Source organism: Brevundimonas sp., from assembly GCF_036963785.1.
Classification (GTDB): Bacteria; Pseudomonadota; Alphaproteobacteria; order Caulobacterales; family Caulobacteraceae; genus Brevundimonas.
The window spans coordinates 334,167-350,141 of record NZ_JBALUS010000004.1 but is presented as its reverse complement, the minus strand read 5'-3'; the positions used below and the strand labels follow the sequence as shown (position 1 = coordinate 350,141).

Below are 15,975 nucleotides of genomic sequence, written 5' to 3'. Positions count from 1 at the left end.
TTCAGGGTGTCCGCCGTCAACGCGACCGGACGGCGGACGTTGCCCTTTCCACCCGGATCGACAGTGCGACCCGACGCCACCCCCACCCCCTCGGCCGCCGCGTCGGTACCTGCCGGAGGCAACGAAATGGGCTCAGAAGCGCTCGACAGGCCTGACCTTCAACACGGGATATCGACCATGAGCGCGAAGACACTGTTCATCACCGGCGCCTCCAGCGGCATCGGCGCCGCCACTGCACGCCTCGCCGTTTCAAAGGGCTGGCACGTCGGCCTGTTTGCGCGTTCCGAGGACAAGCTGCAGTCGCTGGTCAAGGAACTGGGCGACAAGGCGATGGCCCTGCCCGGAGACGTCACCGCGCTCGACGAGGTGAAGGCCGCGCTGGACCGGTTCGTGGCGCACGCCGGCCCGCTCAAGGCGGCCTACGCCAATGCCGGCACCGGCGTTTCGACCTCGGGCACCGAGGCGGGCGACCCCGAAGAGTGGGCGAAGATGATCCAGGTCAATGTCATGGGCGTGCTCTGGACCGCCAAGGCCGCCATGCCGCATCTGAAGGCCCAGGCCGGGCATCTGCTGCTGACCGGCTCCGCCGCGGGCCGTCGGCACCTGTCCGGCTCGGTCTATGGCGCGACCAAGTGGTTCGTGCACGGCTATGGCGGCAATCTTGCCGAGGAGATGAAGGAATTCGGCGGGCGCTGCACCATCATCGCCCCCGGCATGGTGGACACGCCCTTCTTCGACGAGGCCAAGCCCGACAAGCTTCAGCCCGAAGACATCGCCCGGGCCGCCGTCTTTGCGCTTGAGGCCGACCCGCGCTGCTCGGTCAACGAAGTCTTCCTGATGCCGACAGCATGACGGCCGTGCACCTGTTCGGGTGACCCGGCGGTCAGCCGCGACAGGGGGTCGGTGATCGACGGTGCTTGAGATGTGCGCGTTGGCGGTTGACGTAGGCGTCGGGACAGGAGACCTCGGGGTATGACCATCGCCGAGCCCAGACTGACATCCCTCGCCCACGGCGGCGGCTGCGGGTGCAAGATCGCTCCGGACGTCCTCCGGGCAATCCTCGCCGGCACACCGCAGGCGGCGGCCTTTGCATCGCTGATGGTGGGCACAGAGACATCCGACGACGCCGCCGTCTGGCGCCTGAACGACAGCCAGGCTCTGGTGGCCACCACCGACTTCTTCATGCCGATGGTCGATGATCCGTTCGACTTTGGCCGCATCGCCGCCACCAATGCCCTGTCCGACGTCTATGCCATGGGCGCGACGCCGATATTCGCCCTGGCCATCGTCGGCATGCCGATCGGCAAACTGTCGGTCGAGACGATCGGCAAGGTTTTGGAGGGCGGGGCTGCGGTCTGCGCCGCTGCGGGGATTCCGATCGCCGGCGGTCACTCCATCGACAGTGTCGAGCCGATTTACGGCCTCGTGGCGCTCGGACTGGTCCATCCGGACAAGGTGCTTGCGAACCGGACGGCCCGGGCCGGAGACGTTCTGATCCTGACCAAGCCCCTGGGTGTCGGCGTTCTGAGTGCGGCCTTCAAACAGGGCCGGCTGGACGACGCGGGTTACGACGCCCTCATCGGATCCACCACCCAGTTGAACACCCTGGGCGCAAGGCTTCCCGACACTGCGGGTGTCCACGCCGTCACCGACGTCACCGGCTTTGGCCTGTTGGGCCATGCCCTGGAGATGGCGCGCGGGTCCGGGGTCGCTATCGAAGTCGACGCTGACGGTCCGGTCTGTCTGCCGTCGTCTGCGACGCTGGCGGAGGCGGGTGTCCGCACGGGCGCATCGGTTCGCAACTGGACGGCCTACGGCGACGCCGTGACCCTGCCTGAAGGCTTCGCGACCTGGCGACGGGACCTTCTGACGGACCCCCAGACCAGCGGGGGGCTGCTGATCGCCGTTGCAGAAGATCGAGCCGAAGAGGTGTTGGCCATGGCCCGGTCCCTCGGCTTCCTCCACGCGCGGGCTGTCGGCCGGGTGATCGAGGGGCCGCCTGGCGTAACCGTGGCCCAGCGACCGTGATGCGTACGACGTCTGATCTGAGCCTTGCGGCCCGACAGGGCTACGATGCGATCATCGACGTCCGCAGTCCGGGAGAGTTCGCCCAGGACCACGTGCCGGGCGCCATCAACCTGCCTGTGCTGGATGATGCGCAACGCGCCGAGGTCGGCACAATGTTCGTGCAGCGTTCAAAATTCCTCGCACGCCGCATCGGAGCGGCCTACGTCGCCCGCAACATCGCCAACCATCTTCAGGCAGCGCTGGCAGATCGTGACGGGAGCTTTCGCCCTCTGGTCTACTGCTGGCGGGGAGGCCAGCGATCGGCCGCCATGGTCACCGTTATGGAGCAGGTCGGTTGGTCGGTTACCCGGCTAGAGGGCGGGTATCAGACCTGGCGGCGAAAGGTCGTGACCGATCTCTACGGCCAGGACGCCCCGGCCGACACGGCTCTCAAGCTTGTGTTGCTTGATGGCTATACCGGCAGCGGCAAGACCGGAATCCTGCGGCGTCTCTCCCTGGAGGGCGTGCAGGCGATCGACCTCGAGGCTCTGGCGGATCATCGCGGCTCCTTGTTCGGGGCGACGCAGGCCGCCCAACCCCGACAAAAGATGTTCGAGAGCCGTATCGTCGAGGCTCTGGACCGGCTGGACCGGTCCCGACCCATCGTCGTTGAAGCCGAATCCAGCCGTATCGGCAGGCTCACGCTTCCGCCAGCCCTCTGGGCCGCGATGAAGGCGGCGCCCCGCATCGAGCTCACGGTGCCGATCGAGGCGCGCGTCGCGCTGGTTCTGAACGACTACCAGGAGATCGGGGCGGACGTTGAAGCGTTGGAGGCGGCGCTCCGGCGACTCCCTCGCCACCATAGCCGCGAAACCGTGGCCGGCTGGGTCACCGCTGCGCGAGAAGGCCGTCTTGCCGAACTCGTCACGGACCTGATGCTGCACCACTATGACCCCGCCTACCGGCGCGGGGCCGAGAGCGGGCCCCCTGCCCTCGCAACCGTGGCGTTGAGCGGGACGTCAGAGCACGATCTAAGCGATGGCTCCCGGCAAATTGCGCAAGCCGTCGCCCGTCTTCGCGCGGGCTAATCGTCGCCTTGGCCGGAACCCCGCCCCCTCTGGTCGATTAACACCGGACACCCCTGGCGGGCCCGGCCCGCCTGTCCACGACATGTGCCCCGGAGCCGACGCTGACGACAGTGACCGGACGGCGGGCATCATGATCGATCCAGATGTTCGGAGACTCCATGAGCCGCGACACGACCCTCTATCTCAACCTCGCCCCCGTCAGCGACCTCGCCAATGAAGCGGCTATCGGCGACAAGGCCGATGCCATCGTCCAGAACCGTCCTTATCACGGCTGGTCCGACCTCAAGCGCACCGGACTGGATCAGGACGGCATCGACCGTATCAAGAGCGCGGGCGTCGAACTGGGCGAACCCTCCAGTGGCCCGATCGGCGAGCCCGGCAGCGGTGGCAGCGGGGGCACGCCCGGCGGCAACCTCGGCAAGGCCTGAGGGCCAACTGCCCCCCCTGTAAGAATCTCATTGCAGGCGCCCGCGTGGCGGGCGCCCCGATCTACAGTCTTGAAAGGACCGCCATGTCTAACCTCCATCAGAAAGAAGGAACGCTCGTCGTTGTCGCCACGGGGGACGGAGCGAAGACCTTCCGCGTCAAGGGCGGCTCGCTCCAGCACGACGGCAACTGGGCCACCGGCGACCTCGCCGACCAGGGGCCTTCCGGCAAGACCCCGCCGGACATGTCGGATCGCGACCTCAACGAAGCGACCTTCTCGAAAATGATTGCCGAGCGGCTCTTCAAGATGGCCCACGCAGGCCAGTTTGATCACCTGATCCTGATCGCCGACCCTGTGACGCTGGGTGAGATCCGCCCCTTGCTGCATGCGGAAGTCACCGAGAAGCTGGTGCTCGAGCAGGCCAAGACGCTGACCAACGCCTCGGTCGAGGACATCGAGAAGTCGATCCGCGGATAGGTCCGCGTCATCCGCAGCCCCAGCCCGGAGGTCTCATGACCCGGTCCACCTCCTCCGCCACCACCCTCGACGCGGGCTTCATCCGCAAGGTGCTGTTCGTTGCGGCGGTGATCGTAGGTATGGCGCTGCTGTGGAAGCTGGCGACGGTCCTGCTGCTCGCCTTTGCGGCCGTCATCATCGCTGTGCTGGTCCGCAGCCTCGCCGATCCCATCCGGGACCGGACGGGGCTGTCGACCGGGCTGAGTATTGCCTTGGCGGCCTTGGCCATTCTGGCGGTCCTGAGCGGCTCGGCCTGGCTGTTCGGGTCCACGATCAGCGCCCAGGTCGCCACCCTGGCTGACCGCTTGCCCGCCTCTGTGGCGGAGGTCGAGAGCCGTATTGGCACCCTGCCCTTCGGGTCGCAGCTGGCCAGCCGGCTGGACGGCGCGGGCTCCACCTCCAGCCTGCAGGGCATGGTCGGCCAGGTCGGCGGCTACGTGATGACGGTCATCGGCGCGGGAGCAAACCTCCTGCTCGTCGTCTTTGCGGGCCTGTTCTTTGCGGCCCAACCTGAACGCATGCGCGACGGCCTACTGATGCTGGCACCCCGCGGTCCCCGCGAGCCGCTTCGCGAGGCGGCCAACGAAAGCGGCCGGGCGCTGCGACTCTGGCTGCTGGGCACGCTGGCCGACATGACCGTCGTGGGGGTCCTGACGGGTATCGGTACTGCGTTGATCGGCCTGCCGTCGCCCGTTGCGCTGGGGCTGTTCGCCGGCCTCGCGGCCTTTGTCCCGATCGTCGGACCGATCGTGTCGGTGGTGCCGGCGGTGCTGCTGGCGTTGGACCAGGGGCCCGAGATGATCCTGTGGGCTATCCTGGTCTACTTCGTCGTCCAGCAGATCGAGAGCAACCTCATCTATCCCTTCATCCAGAAGCGCGCCGTCAACCTGCCGCCCGTCCTGACCCTGTTCGGGGTGCTGGGACTTGGCACCCTGTTCGGGCCGCTCGGCGTGATGTTCGCCTCGCCCCTGCTGGTCGTGGGGCTGGTGTGGGTGAAGCTGCTCTATGTGCGCAACACGCTCGGCGAAGAGGTTTCGTTACCCGGCTGACGCCCGTCCCTCGAGCGAAGGCAGGGCGCAGCGTACAGGCACTGGCACCGGAGCCGCCATCGCCTCCTGCCTTGAACATTAATGACAAGACATCGACGCCATGGCCCCCGAAGCCGCGCCTCTTGCGGCGCGGCCGATTCAGGCGACGAATCGACCGGACGTGGCCAGTTGCAGGCGTTCAGCGATCCGTTTCGACTGCACGCTCATGATCTGCAGGCGTTCGTCGGGTGTTTCCTTGAACACCGCCGCAGCCAGCTCAATGGCGCGATCACGCATCCGATCAACGAGCACCCGCCCCTCTGCGGACAGATGGAGAACCTTCCGGCGTCGGTCCAGCTTGTGCGGTCGACGCTCTATCAGGCTTTCCTTTTCCAGGTCATCGACCATGCGAGACACGTAGACGGGCGATCGGTTAAGTCCCGTACCCCCAGGTCCGACTGTGACAACCCTGGCGTGGTGTTGATAAGCGAAGGGGCAAGAACGTCGGCATGGCCCAGTCGTTTGCCTGAAACGCGCTCCATCTCGTCGCCCAACCAGATACTGACCGCGTACATCAGCCTCAGGACCGCCAACTCCTGCTCCGTGCGCTCTTCCGATCTGGCCATACTTGACCCTCCCTTGCAGCACGTGGGAGCCGCGTTATTGCTACGGCTGTACGGTCGTCGTGCCCCCTTGGATGCGCTGCACGTACTGATTGAGGCACAATTCGAGATGAGACAAAAGGCTAGCCGCGTCTTTGTCGGACACGTCGCGGACGCGGAACAGCGAAATCAGGTTGATGGCGGGGTCCAGAGCCCCCTGCGGCCAATAGTCCGACTGGCCGAGAGCATCGGCCATGGCCGACAGAATCAGAAGCGTCTGGGCCAGCTTTGGCTTGTTCAGCGCCCCGCAAGCCGTGAGGGCACGATCAGCGTGGTAAATAAGGGCCGCCAGGCTCTCGGGGGATGGCCTGACCTCCGGGGCCTGGTCCAGGAAGGCGATGATCGGCCCCAACTGGAGGTCCAGTTCACGGAGGCAGCTCTCCTCGATGGTGGCGAGGTTCTTCTCCGCGTCGGTCAGGGCCTTGCGGGCCTTGATGCCGTCCCCGCCCGCCCGGACCATTCGCTCGAGTCGGTTCGCGACCTTTCGGATTGTCACGGCGCTCACAGGGCCACCTTCTGGGGTTTGATGAGGTTATCGATCTGGTCTTGAGACATGTTCGGAGCCTGCGCTTCCCCAACGTGTGCCGAGAGGTCAGCCTTCCGGCGGCCCTGGACACCTCCCGGCACGCCGTCATTCTTGAACCGGCGGTCCGGTCCGCAATACTGCGGCGCCTCCACGAACATACGCTTTGCCCGTCCAAGCCAGAATATCCGCGCCAGAAGGACCTTGGCACTGATCGGCTTGATCACGACAAAACTGCTGCCGCAGTCTCGCGCCAGCTCGATCTGCGATTTCGGCGTATGTCCCGCCAGAACGATGACAGGAAGATAGCGGTTCGGTTCAAGCTGGCTGGTCCGCAGCCAGCGGACCAGCTCATGCCCGTTGCCGCCCAGCCCGGCGTCAAAAAGCACCAGATCAAGGGTCTGGCTGGACAGGATACGCTTGGCCTCATCGGCATTCTGGGCCCGAAGGATGTTCTGGACGCCAAAGCCCATCAGGATCTGGCTGAGGATGTCGAGGCCCTGGCTGCTTTCGTCTGCGCAAAGCACCTGGGCGGAGCGCAAGTCCAGGCGTGCATTCTCATCGAATGGTTCGACGGCGGTCACCACAGCTCGGCCTCCCCCGAAACCGCCGGCTGGTGACGGGGATCCCCCCCCAGACGCTGGCCCAGTCCCGACAGGTTCAGTCGCTGAACGGCCGAGCGAATACGGCTGTCCGTCTCGGTCTCACCCGAGAGCGGCGGGTTGGACAGGTCTCCGCATAGCTGGGACAGCTGGCGAAGATGCTGGCTCAGGCCGTCGAGGGCCTGCACCGCCTCGATCTCGCGGGGGGTCAGGCTACGCCCCTCAAGCACGTCGCCGATAACCGTCTCCAGACGCTCGGACGTGGTTGCCCACTCGGCCATTTCGGCACCCAGGGCCAACATGAGGCGCGTCAGTACGGGCGTCATCAGAACAACTCCAGGTCCCCCGTCTTGCTCGCAGGCAAGCCGAGTGAACGCTCACTGTCGGCAATACCGCCGGCATCGACGATATGTTGGCGGGCGCGGCCGGACACCGGCCAGAACTGAACGCGCCGAGCGCCATCTCCGCCGAGGCTCTCTCCCTCGATGATGATGTCTTCGTCCTTCAGAAATTTTCTGACGAAGGCGGCGTTCCGGCCACCGATGTCAGCCATGCCGGTATTCATGCGACCGCCGCCAAACACCTTGGCTCGCAGACGGTCCCGGCTGGCACCGCGCACGAGCAAGGCGTTGATCAGCAGCTCCATGGCCTGAACGCCATAGCGCTTGTCGGTCGAGGCGCCATCCGGTGCCGACGGGAGCAGGAAGTGATTCATCCCCCCGACGCCCGCGACCGGGTCCCACATACAGGCGGCAACGCAGCTCCCGAGGATGGTCGTCAGACAGACGTCGGCATCGGCGCTGACCGCGTTTCCTCCCTGGATGACATGCAGTCGCCGCTCACGCGCCACAGCCAGTGCCGTCACGACAGTGCTCCGTACACATCCTCGATCTTCTGACGCAGCGTGGACACGGTGAAAGGCTTCACCAGATAGTTGTTCGCTCCGAATTGAATCGCCCGCTGGACAAGGTCACCGTCGGCCCGTCCGGTCAGCATGATGAAGCCGGTCGTCTTGAATTGCGGCAGGGATCGGACGGCGCGCAGGAGGCCCAGTCCGTCCAGTTTGGGCATGTTGTAGTCGCTGATGATGAGATTGGCGGGCGCCGTGAGCAGCTGGCGCAACCCATCCTCGCCATCGACGGCCTCGCGGGTGTCAAGCACGCCCATTTCCCGAAGGCCGGTACGGACCAGCGACCGCATCGTCATCTGGTCGTCAACGATCAGTGCCTTAATGGCAGCGGCGGCGGGCATCAGGCGGCTCCACTCAGGGTTTGACGGGTGAGGTTCAGGATTGACGGGGCGATCCGCGAAAGCGGCAGCTGTCACTCCACCGCCCCAATTTCGGCCGCGACACGCGGCATGCCAAAGACGATGCAGGTGCCCTCGTCCTGACCGATGGTGGCGGCACCCGCGCGACGCATCGCCAGCAGGCCTTCTGCGCCGTCCCGGCCCATGCCGGTCAGGATTGCCCCGACGGCGCGAGGGCCGACCGATTCTGCGACCGAATGAAACAGGGCGTCGACCGAAGGCCGGTGTCCGCTGACCAGGTCGCCGTCGACGAGGCGCAGCGCGAGGCGCTCGCCCAGTCGCCGGACGGTCAGGTGACGCGCGCCACCCGGCGCAAGATAGACGTGACCCGGCTGCACGATGTCGCCATCGGACGCCTCCACCACCGTGGGCGCGCAGCTGCGGTCAAGCCGGGCGGCAAAACTGGCCGTGAAGGCTGCCGGCATATGCTGGGTGATCAATGTGGGCGGGCAATGGCGCGGAAAGCCCGCCAGAACGGTTGACAGCGCTTCGACACCGCCGGTCGACGAGCCGATGCTGACAATCCGGTTGCCCGGGCGGAAGTCGTCATCGGCCTTGGTCCGGGAAGGCGTCTCGATCCGGGCCGTGACATTGGCTTCTGCTGCAGCAGCGACCACATCGGCGAGCGTCCCGAACGCGGCGGGGCCTCCGGACGATGGCTTGCCGACACAATCGACAGCGCCGAGCTCCAGTGCCGCGAGCGTGGCATCGGCGCCCCGCTGCGTCAGCGTCGAGACCATGACCACCGGCATCGGGCGCAGTCGCATCAGCCGGTCAAGGAACTCCAGCCCGTTCATGTTCGGCATCTCGACGTCGAGCGTGATGACGTCGGGCGACAGCGCCTTGATGATGTCCCTGGCCTCGATGGGGTCCCCGGCCTCACCGACGACCTCAAGGCCGGGATGGGCGGACAGGGCGACGCGGATCAGGGCGCGCATGGTCGGGGAGTCGTCGACGACGACAACGCGGCGGGGGGTCATGTGCCGCTCCGGCGGTAGACGGTCAGGCCGTCCGGCGTCAGCGCCGGAATGTCCGCCCGTTCAGAATGTCCGATGTAGAGTTTGGCCTGGGGTGCCAGACGTTCAGCGAAACGGCCCCAGAGACGCTGCTGGGTTTCCTCGTCGAAATAGATCGCCACATTCCGGCAGAAGATGGCGTCAAAGCTGCCCTTCATCGGCCAGGTCGCATGAAGGTTGAGCACGCCGAAGCTGATCAGATTGCGAACCGCGTCCGACACTCCGACGCCGTCCTCGCGGCGGATGACATGCCGAGCGGCCAGGTCGGCCGGAACCGGCTCCATATCCTCCCGCGAATAGTGACCCGATCGGGCGCGCTCGACGACCACGGGATCAATGTCGGTCGCAAGAATCCGGACGTCGAGCTCGCCCGCTTCCGGCAGTTCCGACAGCAGGGTCATGGCCATCGAATAGGGTTCGTGCCCCAGAGAGCACCCGGCCGACCACAGTCGCACCCGCCCCCCTGCCCGGGCCCGGGCCACGAGGGTGTCGCGGACCTGCCGCTTCAGGATGTCGAAATGGTGCGGCTCGCGGAAGAAGCGCGTCACGTTGGTGGTCAGGGCACTCAGCAGATTGGCGCGTTCGGCTTCTCCGTCGGGCCCTTGCAGAAGGGCGCGGTAGGCGGCGAACGACGGGACCCCCAGACGCCGCAGGCGCTTGGCCAGCCGCGAATAGACCAGGGTCGCCTTGGCCTCGGCGAGGTGGATGCCGGAATCGGCGTAAAGGATTTCGGCAATCTCGCGGAAATCATCCGCCGTGAACGCGAACTCACCCTCGACCAGCAGTTCCCTCGACGCCTTGCGGAGGGCGGTCATGCAGCCTCCTCGACTTCCGCCTCAGGCAGAAGCCCATCAAGCGCGATCAGGCTGATCATCCGTCCGTCCATGGGGATGACCCCCTTCACAAAGGACCGGACAGTGTCGCAGGCCACATCGGGAGTCGCCTGGATAGCGTCTTCCGAAATGCTGAGGATGTCGGAAACCGCCTCGACCAGCAGGCCGACAGTCCGCATACCCAGCCGGGCGACAATGATGACATGGCGGGCCGACGGCACGGCCGAGCCGAGTCCCAGTCGTCCGCTCAGATCGACAATCGGCAAGACCGCTCCGCGCAGGTTGATCACACCGCGCACATAGGCAGGCGCACCCGGCAGGGGCGTCGCCGGGGCCCAGCCCCGGATCTCGCGGACCGCGCGGATGTCCACGCAGAATTCCTGGTCTCCGATACGGAAGGCAATCAGTTCGCGCGGGTCATGGAGGGCGTTCTGGCTCATGGGTTCGGCTCAGCTGACATTTGCAATCGGAAGGGCACCGGCGATGCCGAAGCTGCGGCGACGCGCCGCGATCAGGCCGTCTACATCCAGGATCAGGGCGACACGCCCATCGCCAAGAATGGTGGCGGCGGCCACGCCTTCGACCTGACGGTAGTTCTGCTCAAGGCTCTTGATGACGACTTGCCGCTGGCCCTGGATGGCGTCGACGCGCAGCGCCGCCAGCCCGCCCAGATCACTCTCTACCAGCAGGGTCACGCCGCCGAGGGGGCCATCGGCCCCGCTGCGCCAGCCGAGCGAGCCACCGACATCGACCAGCGGAACATGGCTGCCCCTGACGGCCAGGACGGTACCCGACGGCCCCAGCGAGCGAATGTCGGCCGACTTGGGCTGGAGGGTCTCGACGATCACATTGATCGGCACGACCAGCGTATGATCCCCGACGGTGACGACCATGCCGTCCAGGACCGCCAGCGTCAGCGGCAAGCTGAGGGTAAAGGTCGATCCTTCACCCGGACGCGATCCGATGACGATGCGGCCGCCGAGGGCCTGGATCGAGCGCTTGACCACGTCCATGCCGACGCCGCGCCCCGATATGTCGGATACGGATTCGGCCGTTGAAAAGCCGGGGGCGAAGATCAGGTTGTCGACCTCGTCGTCGGTCAGTGTGACCTCGGGCGGGATGACACCGCGGCTGACGGCGATGGCCCGGACGCGGTCACGGTCGATGCCTCGCCCGTCATCCGCCACCTCGATCACGATGCGACCCGACCGGTGCTGGGCGCTGAGGCGAACCGTACCCTCCGCAGGCTTGCCGGCCGCAAGCCGCGCCTCCGGCGTCTCGAGCCCATGGTCGATGGCGTTGCGGATCATGTGGGTTATGGGATCGGACAGGCGCTCGATAACCGTCTTGTCGACTTCAGTGCCCTCACCTTCGGTGACCAGACGCACCTTCTTTCCGGTCGCGGCAGCAACCTCCCTCACCAGGCGCGGCATGCGCTGGAAGACGGACTTCACCGGCTGGGCCCGGATGGCCATGACGCTGTCCTGGATCTCCCGGGTCAGTTGCTCCAGGTCCTCCAGGCCGACGGCCACGGCTCCGGTTCGGGCGAGACCGGCCTCGACGACGCGCTGGGCCAGCATGGCCTGATTGATCACCAGCTCCCCCACCAGGTCGATCAGCCGATCAACCCGCTCAAGGTCAACGCGAATGGTCGTCTGGACGAGGGCTTCCGGGGCCGGAGCATTTCCGGCGGCCGCCGCCTCAGGCGGCGCAACCGGGGCCACGACCGACGGCGCGATGGCGGGCGCCGCAGCAGGCGCCTGAACGGCAGGTGCATCCATGGCGGTCGCCTCGGCCATCAGGCGTGCCAGCATGGCTTCGGGCGTTTCGGCGGCGGGCCCCGATGTCGGTGCCGAAGCCGGTGGCGATTCAGAGGCCCCTTCGGGTGCCGGTTCGGCGCCCTCGGACGGGGCGTGGATTTCCAGCACGCAGTCGCCGTCCACGAACTCGAAGACCTCTGCGATCCGATCGTAGTCAATCTGCGGCGAGGCAGCGAGCCGGACGTCGAAGCTCAACAGCGGCAGTTCAGGGTCGAACTGATCCAGCCCGGTGAGGGCTGTGTCGTCCAGTTCGACTGTCAGCGTGCCGAGCCGCTCAAGCTCCCGGATAAGGCGCAGCGCATCATTGGCATTGCGATAGAGAGCCGGCTGCGGGGTGAAACGCACGGACCACTCACCGCCGGTCTCGGGCGACATCGCCGTTACGGCCGACGGCTCCTCACCGAGGTCGAGGCTGATCATTGCCGGTGCAAATTCGAAATCGGGTTCGTCGTTCGACGCGGCGCTCGCGGTCGGACCGACCAGTCCCTCCAGCTCATCGGCGACGGCATGGGCGACCGAGAGGTCGACCGCCGGCCCGCCCTTGGCTGCAGTAACGTGATCCGCGAGCACATCCGCCGCGCGCAGCAACAGGACCAGGGTCGCTGGGTCGGCCGCAAGGCGACCGGCCCTCACCTCATCGAGGGTGGTCTCGAACACATGGGCAAAGCGAACCAGGTCTTCCAGACCGAAGGCACCGGCCCCGTCCTTCACGGAGTGAACCGCGCGGAAAACGGCGTTTACGGTTTCGCTGTCGCCTGCTCCCTGCTGCAGGGCGAGCAGCCCGGCTTCGAGATCGCCGAGCAGCTCGTCGCACTCCTGAAAGAAGGTCGCCCGGATGGCCTCCATCGGATCCATGGCGTCAGGCCGCCACTCGGCGTACCGCGTCGACCAGTTTCACCGGGTCGAAGGGTTTGACGATCCAGCCGGTCGCCCCGGCGTCTCGCGCGCGCTGCTTCTTCTCCTGGTCGCTCTCGGTGGTGAGGACCAGGATCGGGATCGTGCGATGGCGGTCCGAGCGACGGACGCCTTCGATAAAGCCGAACCCGTCAAGGTTGGGCATGTTGATGTCCGTGATGATCACATCCGGGGCGCTGGTCTCAAGGACCTCAAGGCCATGCACACCGTCCACGGCCTGCAACACCTGAAAGGCTGCGTCCCCGAGGGCGAGCTTCAGCATGTCGCGCATGGTGCGGCTGTCGTCGACGGTCAGAACCAGCTTGGTCACGCGGCTATCCCTTCGAGAGAGGCCTCGATGCCGAGGCGAGTGAAGACATCAAGAAGACAGGGGGACGGGTCCACCAGCCGGAGGTTGCGGCCATCGTCCCGCCAGGTCTGGAAGGCCGACATCAGCAGCTGAACCCCCATACCGTTGAGGCGCTCGACGGCGGCCCCCGACACGTCCAGATCCGCACCCCGCAGGCTCAGCAAGGCCGTCTTGACCGGGGCCAGGCTGATGCCCTCAAGGCGGGCGGGCAAAAGGTACTCCGCCGGCATCAGAACTCCTCCCATTCGGTCTCGCCGCTGGGCTTCAGGGCGAGTGCACCGGAGGTGCGCGGCGCCGCCCATTGCTTGGCGAAGTCGGTGACGCGCGACTGCGACTGGCGCAGCGCCGGATTATCCGCGATCGGGCGGGAGGCCGGAGCGGGAGCCGATCCGCCGAGGCGGAAGCGACCCACCAGACGGGTCAGCTGTTCGCTCTCCTGGGTCAGGCTGTGGCTGGCAGCCGTCGACTGTTCGACCATGGCGGCGTTCTGCTGGGTCGCCTGGTCCATCTGGTTGACGGCGGTATTGACCTCGCTCAGCGCCGTCGCCTGTTCCTGGGCCGAAGCGGCGATCTCGACCATCAGGCCACTGATCTCCTGGACCCGACCGACGATGGCGGTCAGCGCCTGCCCGGTCTCGCCGACAAGACCGACCCCGGACTTGACCTGGGTGGTCGAGGCCGAAATGAGCGACTTGATCTCCTTGGCGGCCTCGGCCGACCGCTGGGCAAGGGCCCGCACTTCCGAAGCGACCACGGCAAAGCCCTTGCCTGCGTCGCCGGCTCGCGCCGCCTCGACCCCGGCGTTGAGCGCCAGAAGGTTGGTCTGGAAGGCGATCTCGTCGATAACGCCGATGATCTGGCTGATCTGGTCGGCCGACCGCTCGATGTCGCCCATGGCCGTGATGGCACGGGTGACGACTTCGCCGGAGCGTTCCGCATCACCGCGGGCACCCTCGACCACCTGACCGGCCCGGCCCGCACCTTCGGCGGTCTTGCGCACGGTTGCGGTGATTTCGTCCAGGGCGGCGGCGGTCTCTTCCAGGGTTGCGGCCTGCTGCTCGGTCCGACGCGACAGATCGTCGGCGGCCTGGCTGATCTCGCTTGCGCCCGACCGCATGGCCGTGGTGTTCGAAGCGATCTCGGACATGGCCTCTTTCAGCTTGCCAATGGCTTCGTTGAAGTCATTGCGGACGCTGACGTATTCCTGCGGGAATTCCGCCGTGATCCGATAGGACAGGTCGCCGGCCGACAGGGCCTCCAGGGCGCGCCCCGTTTCCGAGACGACGATCGCCTGCTGTTCGGCCACGACCTTCGCCGCTTCTTCTTCCTCCATGCGGGCCAGTTCTGTGTGCGTCACATCGGTGGCGAACTTGACGACCTTGTAGGGTTTGCCGTTCGGATCCAGAATCGAGTTGTACGAAGCTTCCAGCCAGACCTTCCGGTGATCGCGACCGTAGCGGGCGAACTTGTCGGCGACGTAGCCGCCCTGCTTCATCGTGTCCCACAGGCCCTGGTACTCGGGCGACCGGACATAGTCCGCGTCGCAGAACATCCGGTGGTGCCGCCCCTTGATCTCTTCGAGACGATAGCCAACCGAATTCAGGAAATTCTCGTTGGCGGTCAGGATGGTTCCGTCGAGGTCAAACTCGATGACGGCCTGAGTGCGCTTGGCTGCAGTCAGCTGGGCCAGATAGTCGTTGACCTGGCTGTCCTTGGCCCGGGCGGCCGTCACGTCCTCCCACTGCAAGGCGTTACCGATGTAGTTGCCGTCCCGGTCACGCACGGCGCTGATGTTCAGGACGAACAACATGTCGCCGACCTTGATCTCGGCGCTGTGCGGCAGACGTGAAGGGTCGGCCAGCATCTGGCGCTGGTGGTTCGGGTTCTTGTGGAACACGTCGATGCACTGACCCAGCATCTTCTCGGGCTCGAACCCGTTCCACAGGCTCCGGAACGCCTGGGCGTGCTCGCTCAGCATTGCCTTCGTCGCGGCGTTGACGTGCAGGATTTTGAAGTCGCGGTCGATCGTCATCATCGCCGTCGGCGAGCCCTCGAAGGCCGCCGACTTGAAGGCGTCGTTCCACGCCTCGGCGCGGCTCGCGTCCAGCAGATCGGCGTTCTGCTTGAACTGCACCAGGGCGCGGGCCATGGCACCGATCTCATCCCCCCGGTCGCGACCGACAATCTCACCTTCAAGCCGGTTCTGGACCAGCGCGCCCATGGCATCGGTCAGGCCGACAAGCGGTTTGGCCACGGCCCGGGTCAGAAGCCAGGCAACGCCGATCGACAGCAGGACCAGCAGCAAGATACCGCCCGAGATCTGGATCATGCCCTGGCGGACAGAGTCGGAGAGCAGGCTTCGGGCGGTGTCGCGTTCAGTCGCAAAGAGCGCCTGGGTGCTCTCGAGCGCGCCCTCGGCGGCCTCCATCATCTGGTCGGCGGTCGCCTGGCTACCGACGGCCGGGCGAAGGGCCGTCGCCGACGCGCCATTCGTCACCTGCTGATACCAGGCCTCGGCGGCCCGCTCTGCCTTTTCGATCTCGGCCAGCGAGACGGCGTCGTCGCCCGCGGCGGCCCGCAGTTCGGCGATTGCCTTCTGATAGTTCCCGCGGTGGGCGTCGAGGCGCTCGCGGTAATAGGGTTCGCCACTGATCGTGTAGCCGCGGAAACTGTTTTCCTGGCGCGTGAGATAGAATTGCGCGGAGGCCGTGGTGCCATAAGCGGCGCTGGCAGCACGCGCCTCTTCCTGGCGAGCATCGATCTCGCGGAATTCCATGACTGCCAGAGCGCCGACGATCACCATCAGGGTGACGACGACGCCAAAGGCGGCGGCGAGCTTACGACCGATCTTCCAGTTGGAGAGGCGCATCTTCTATATCCC

General features: G+C 66.2%; 19 protein-coding genes. 6 read left to right on the top strand and 13 right to left on the bottom strand.

Going from position 1 to position 15,975, the window contains the following annotated elements:
- The first annotated feature begins 177 nt into the window (after positions 1 to 177).
- The 6 genes from V7672_RS11605 to V7672_RS11580 all read left to right on the top strand — a co-directional run bounded on the left by V7672_RS11605 (position 178) and on the right by V7672_RS11580 (position 5,087).
- Positions 178 to 852 (top strand): SDR family oxidoreductase, encoded by a 675-nt coding sequence (locus tag V7672_RS11605; RefSeq protein WP_335624746.1) that lies wholly within the window; start codon positions 178 to 180, stop codon positions 850 to 852.
- A gap of 120 nt (positions 853 to 972) precedes the next feature.
- On the top strand, positions 973 to 2,028 hold the full coding sequence (gene selD, locus V7672_RS11600; protein ID WP_335624745.1) for a selenide, water dikinase SelD: 1,056 nt from the start codon (positions 973 to 975) through the stop codon (positions 2,026 to 2,028).
- The gene (gene mnmH, locus V7672_RS11595; protein ID WP_335624744.1) at positions 2,028 to 3,095 is read left to right on the top strand and encodes a tRNA 2-selenouridine(34) synthase MnmH; all 1,068 of its coding nucleotides are present in this window, start codon (positions 2,028 to 2,030) and stop codon (positions 3,093 to 3,095) included. The genes selD and mnmH overlap by 1 nt, the downstream gene beginning before the upstream one ends.
- A 158-nt stretch (positions 3,096 to 3,253) precedes the next feature.
- On the top strand, positions 3,254 to 3,523 hold the full coding sequence (locus V7672_RS11590; protein ID WP_335624743.1) for a hypothetical protein: 270 nt from the start codon (positions 3,254 to 3,256) through the stop codon (positions 3,521 to 3,523).
- A gap of 83 nt (positions 3,524 to 3,606) precedes the next feature.
- On the top strand, positions 3,607 to 3,999 hold the full coding sequence (locus tag V7672_RS11585) for a host attachment family protein (RefSeq protein WP_335624742.1): 393 nt from the start codon (positions 3,607 to 3,609) through the stop codon (positions 3,997 to 3,999).
- A 35-nt stretch (positions 4,000 to 4,034) separates the two neighbouring features.
- Positions 4,035 to 5,087, top strand: coding sequence for an AI-2E family transporter (locus tag V7672_RS11580; protein WP_335624741.1), 1,053 nt, complete (start codon positions 4,035 to 4,037; stop codon positions 5,085 to 5,087).
- 138 nt (positions 5,088 to 5,225) lie between these two features.
- Here V7672_RS11580 and V7672_RS11575 read toward each other — a convergent pair whose 3' ends face one another.
- From V7672_RS11575 to V7672_RS11515, 13 genes are all read right to left on the bottom strand, one after another.
- On the bottom strand, positions 5,226 to 5,714 hold the full coding sequence (locus V7672_RS11575; protein ID WP_335624740.1) for a MarR family winged helix-turn-helix transcriptional regulator: 489 nt from the start codon (positions 5,712 to 5,714) through the stop codon (positions 5,226 to 5,228).
- A gap of 18 nt (positions 5,715 to 5,732) precedes the next feature.
- On the bottom strand, positions 5,733 to 6,233 hold the full coding sequence (locus tag V7672_RS11570; protein ID WP_335624739.1) for a hypothetical protein: 501 nt from the start codon (positions 6,231 to 6,233) through the stop codon (positions 5,733 to 5,735).
- Positions 6,230 to 6,835 carry a response regulator gene (locus V7672_RS11565; RefSeq protein ID WP_335624738.1) on the bottom strand — a complete coding sequence of 202 codons (606 nt, stop codon included), beginning with the start codon at positions 6,833 to 6,835 and terminating at the stop codon, positions 6,230 to 6,232. The genes V7672_RS11570 and V7672_RS11565 overlap by 4 nt, the downstream gene beginning before the upstream one ends.
- Positions 6,832 to 7,179, bottom strand: a complete 348-nt coding sequence (locus V7672_RS11560; RefSeq protein WP_335624737.1) for a hypothetical protein — start codon at positions 7,177 to 7,179, stop codon at positions 6,832 to 6,834. The genes V7672_RS11565 and V7672_RS11560 overlap by 4 nt, the downstream gene beginning before the upstream one ends.
- The gene (locus V7672_RS11555) at positions 7,179 to 7,718 is read right to left on the bottom strand and encodes a chemotaxis protein CheD (RefSeq protein WP_335624736.1); all 540 of its coding nucleotides are present in this window, start codon (positions 7,716 to 7,718) and stop codon (positions 7,179 to 7,181) included. Before V7672_RS11555 ends, V7672_RS11560 begins: the two co-directional genes overlap by 1 nt.
- Positions 7,715 to 8,104 carry a response regulator gene (locus V7672_RS11550; protein WP_335624735.1) on the bottom strand — a complete coding sequence of 130 codons (390 nt, stop codon included), beginning with the start codon at positions 8,102 to 8,104 and terminating at the stop codon, positions 7,715 to 7,717. Before V7672_RS11550 ends, V7672_RS11555 begins: the two co-directional genes overlap by 4 nt.
- 71 nt (positions 8,105 to 8,175) lie before the next feature.
- The gene (locus V7672_RS11545; RefSeq protein ID WP_335624734.1) at positions 8,176 to 9,141 is read right to left on the bottom strand and encodes a protein-glutamate methylesterase/protein-glutamine glutaminase; all 966 of its coding nucleotides are present in this window, start codon (positions 9,139 to 9,141) and stop codon (positions 8,176 to 8,178) included.
- Positions 9,138 to 9,992: a CheR family methyltransferase gene (locus V7672_RS11540; protein ID WP_335624733.1), complete on the bottom strand. Its 855-nt coding sequence runs from the start codon at positions 9,990 to 9,992 to the stop codon at positions 9,138 to 9,140. The genes V7672_RS11545 and V7672_RS11540 overlap by 4 nt, the downstream gene beginning before the upstream one ends.
- Entirely contained in the window at positions 9,989 to 10,450 is a 462-nt protein-coding gene (locus V7672_RS11535; RefSeq protein WP_335624732.1) for a chemotaxis protein CheW, read from the bottom strand. Before V7672_RS11535 ends, V7672_RS11540 begins: the two co-directional genes overlap by 4 nt.
- Before the next feature lie 9 nt (positions 10,451 to 10,459).
- The gene (locus V7672_RS11530) at positions 10,460 to 12,685 is read right to left on the bottom strand and encodes a chemotaxis protein CheA (RefSeq protein WP_335624731.1); all 2,226 of its coding nucleotides are present in this window, start codon (positions 12,683 to 12,685) and stop codon (positions 10,460 to 10,462) included.
- Between the two features lie 4 nt (positions 12,686 to 12,689).
- Positions 12,690 to 13,055, bottom strand: a complete 366-nt coding sequence (locus V7672_RS11525) for a response regulator (RefSeq protein ID WP_335624730.1) — start codon at positions 13,053 to 13,055, stop codon at positions 12,690 to 12,692.
- Positions 13,052 to 13,324 (bottom strand): STAS domain-containing protein, encoded by a 273-nt coding sequence (locus tag V7672_RS11520; protein ID WP_335624729.1) that lies wholly within the window; start codon positions 13,322 to 13,324, stop codon positions 13,052 to 13,054. The genes V7672_RS11525 and V7672_RS11520 overlap by 4 nt, the downstream gene beginning before the upstream one ends.
- Positions 13,324 to 15,963: a methyl-accepting chemotaxis protein gene (locus tag V7672_RS11515; RefSeq protein ID WP_335624728.1), complete on the bottom strand. Its 2,640-nt coding sequence runs from the start codon at positions 15,961 to 15,963 to the stop codon at positions 13,324 to 13,326. The genes V7672_RS11520 and V7672_RS11515 overlap by 1 nt, the downstream gene beginning before the upstream one ends.
- Positions 15,964 to 15,975 lie beyond the last annotated feature (12 nt).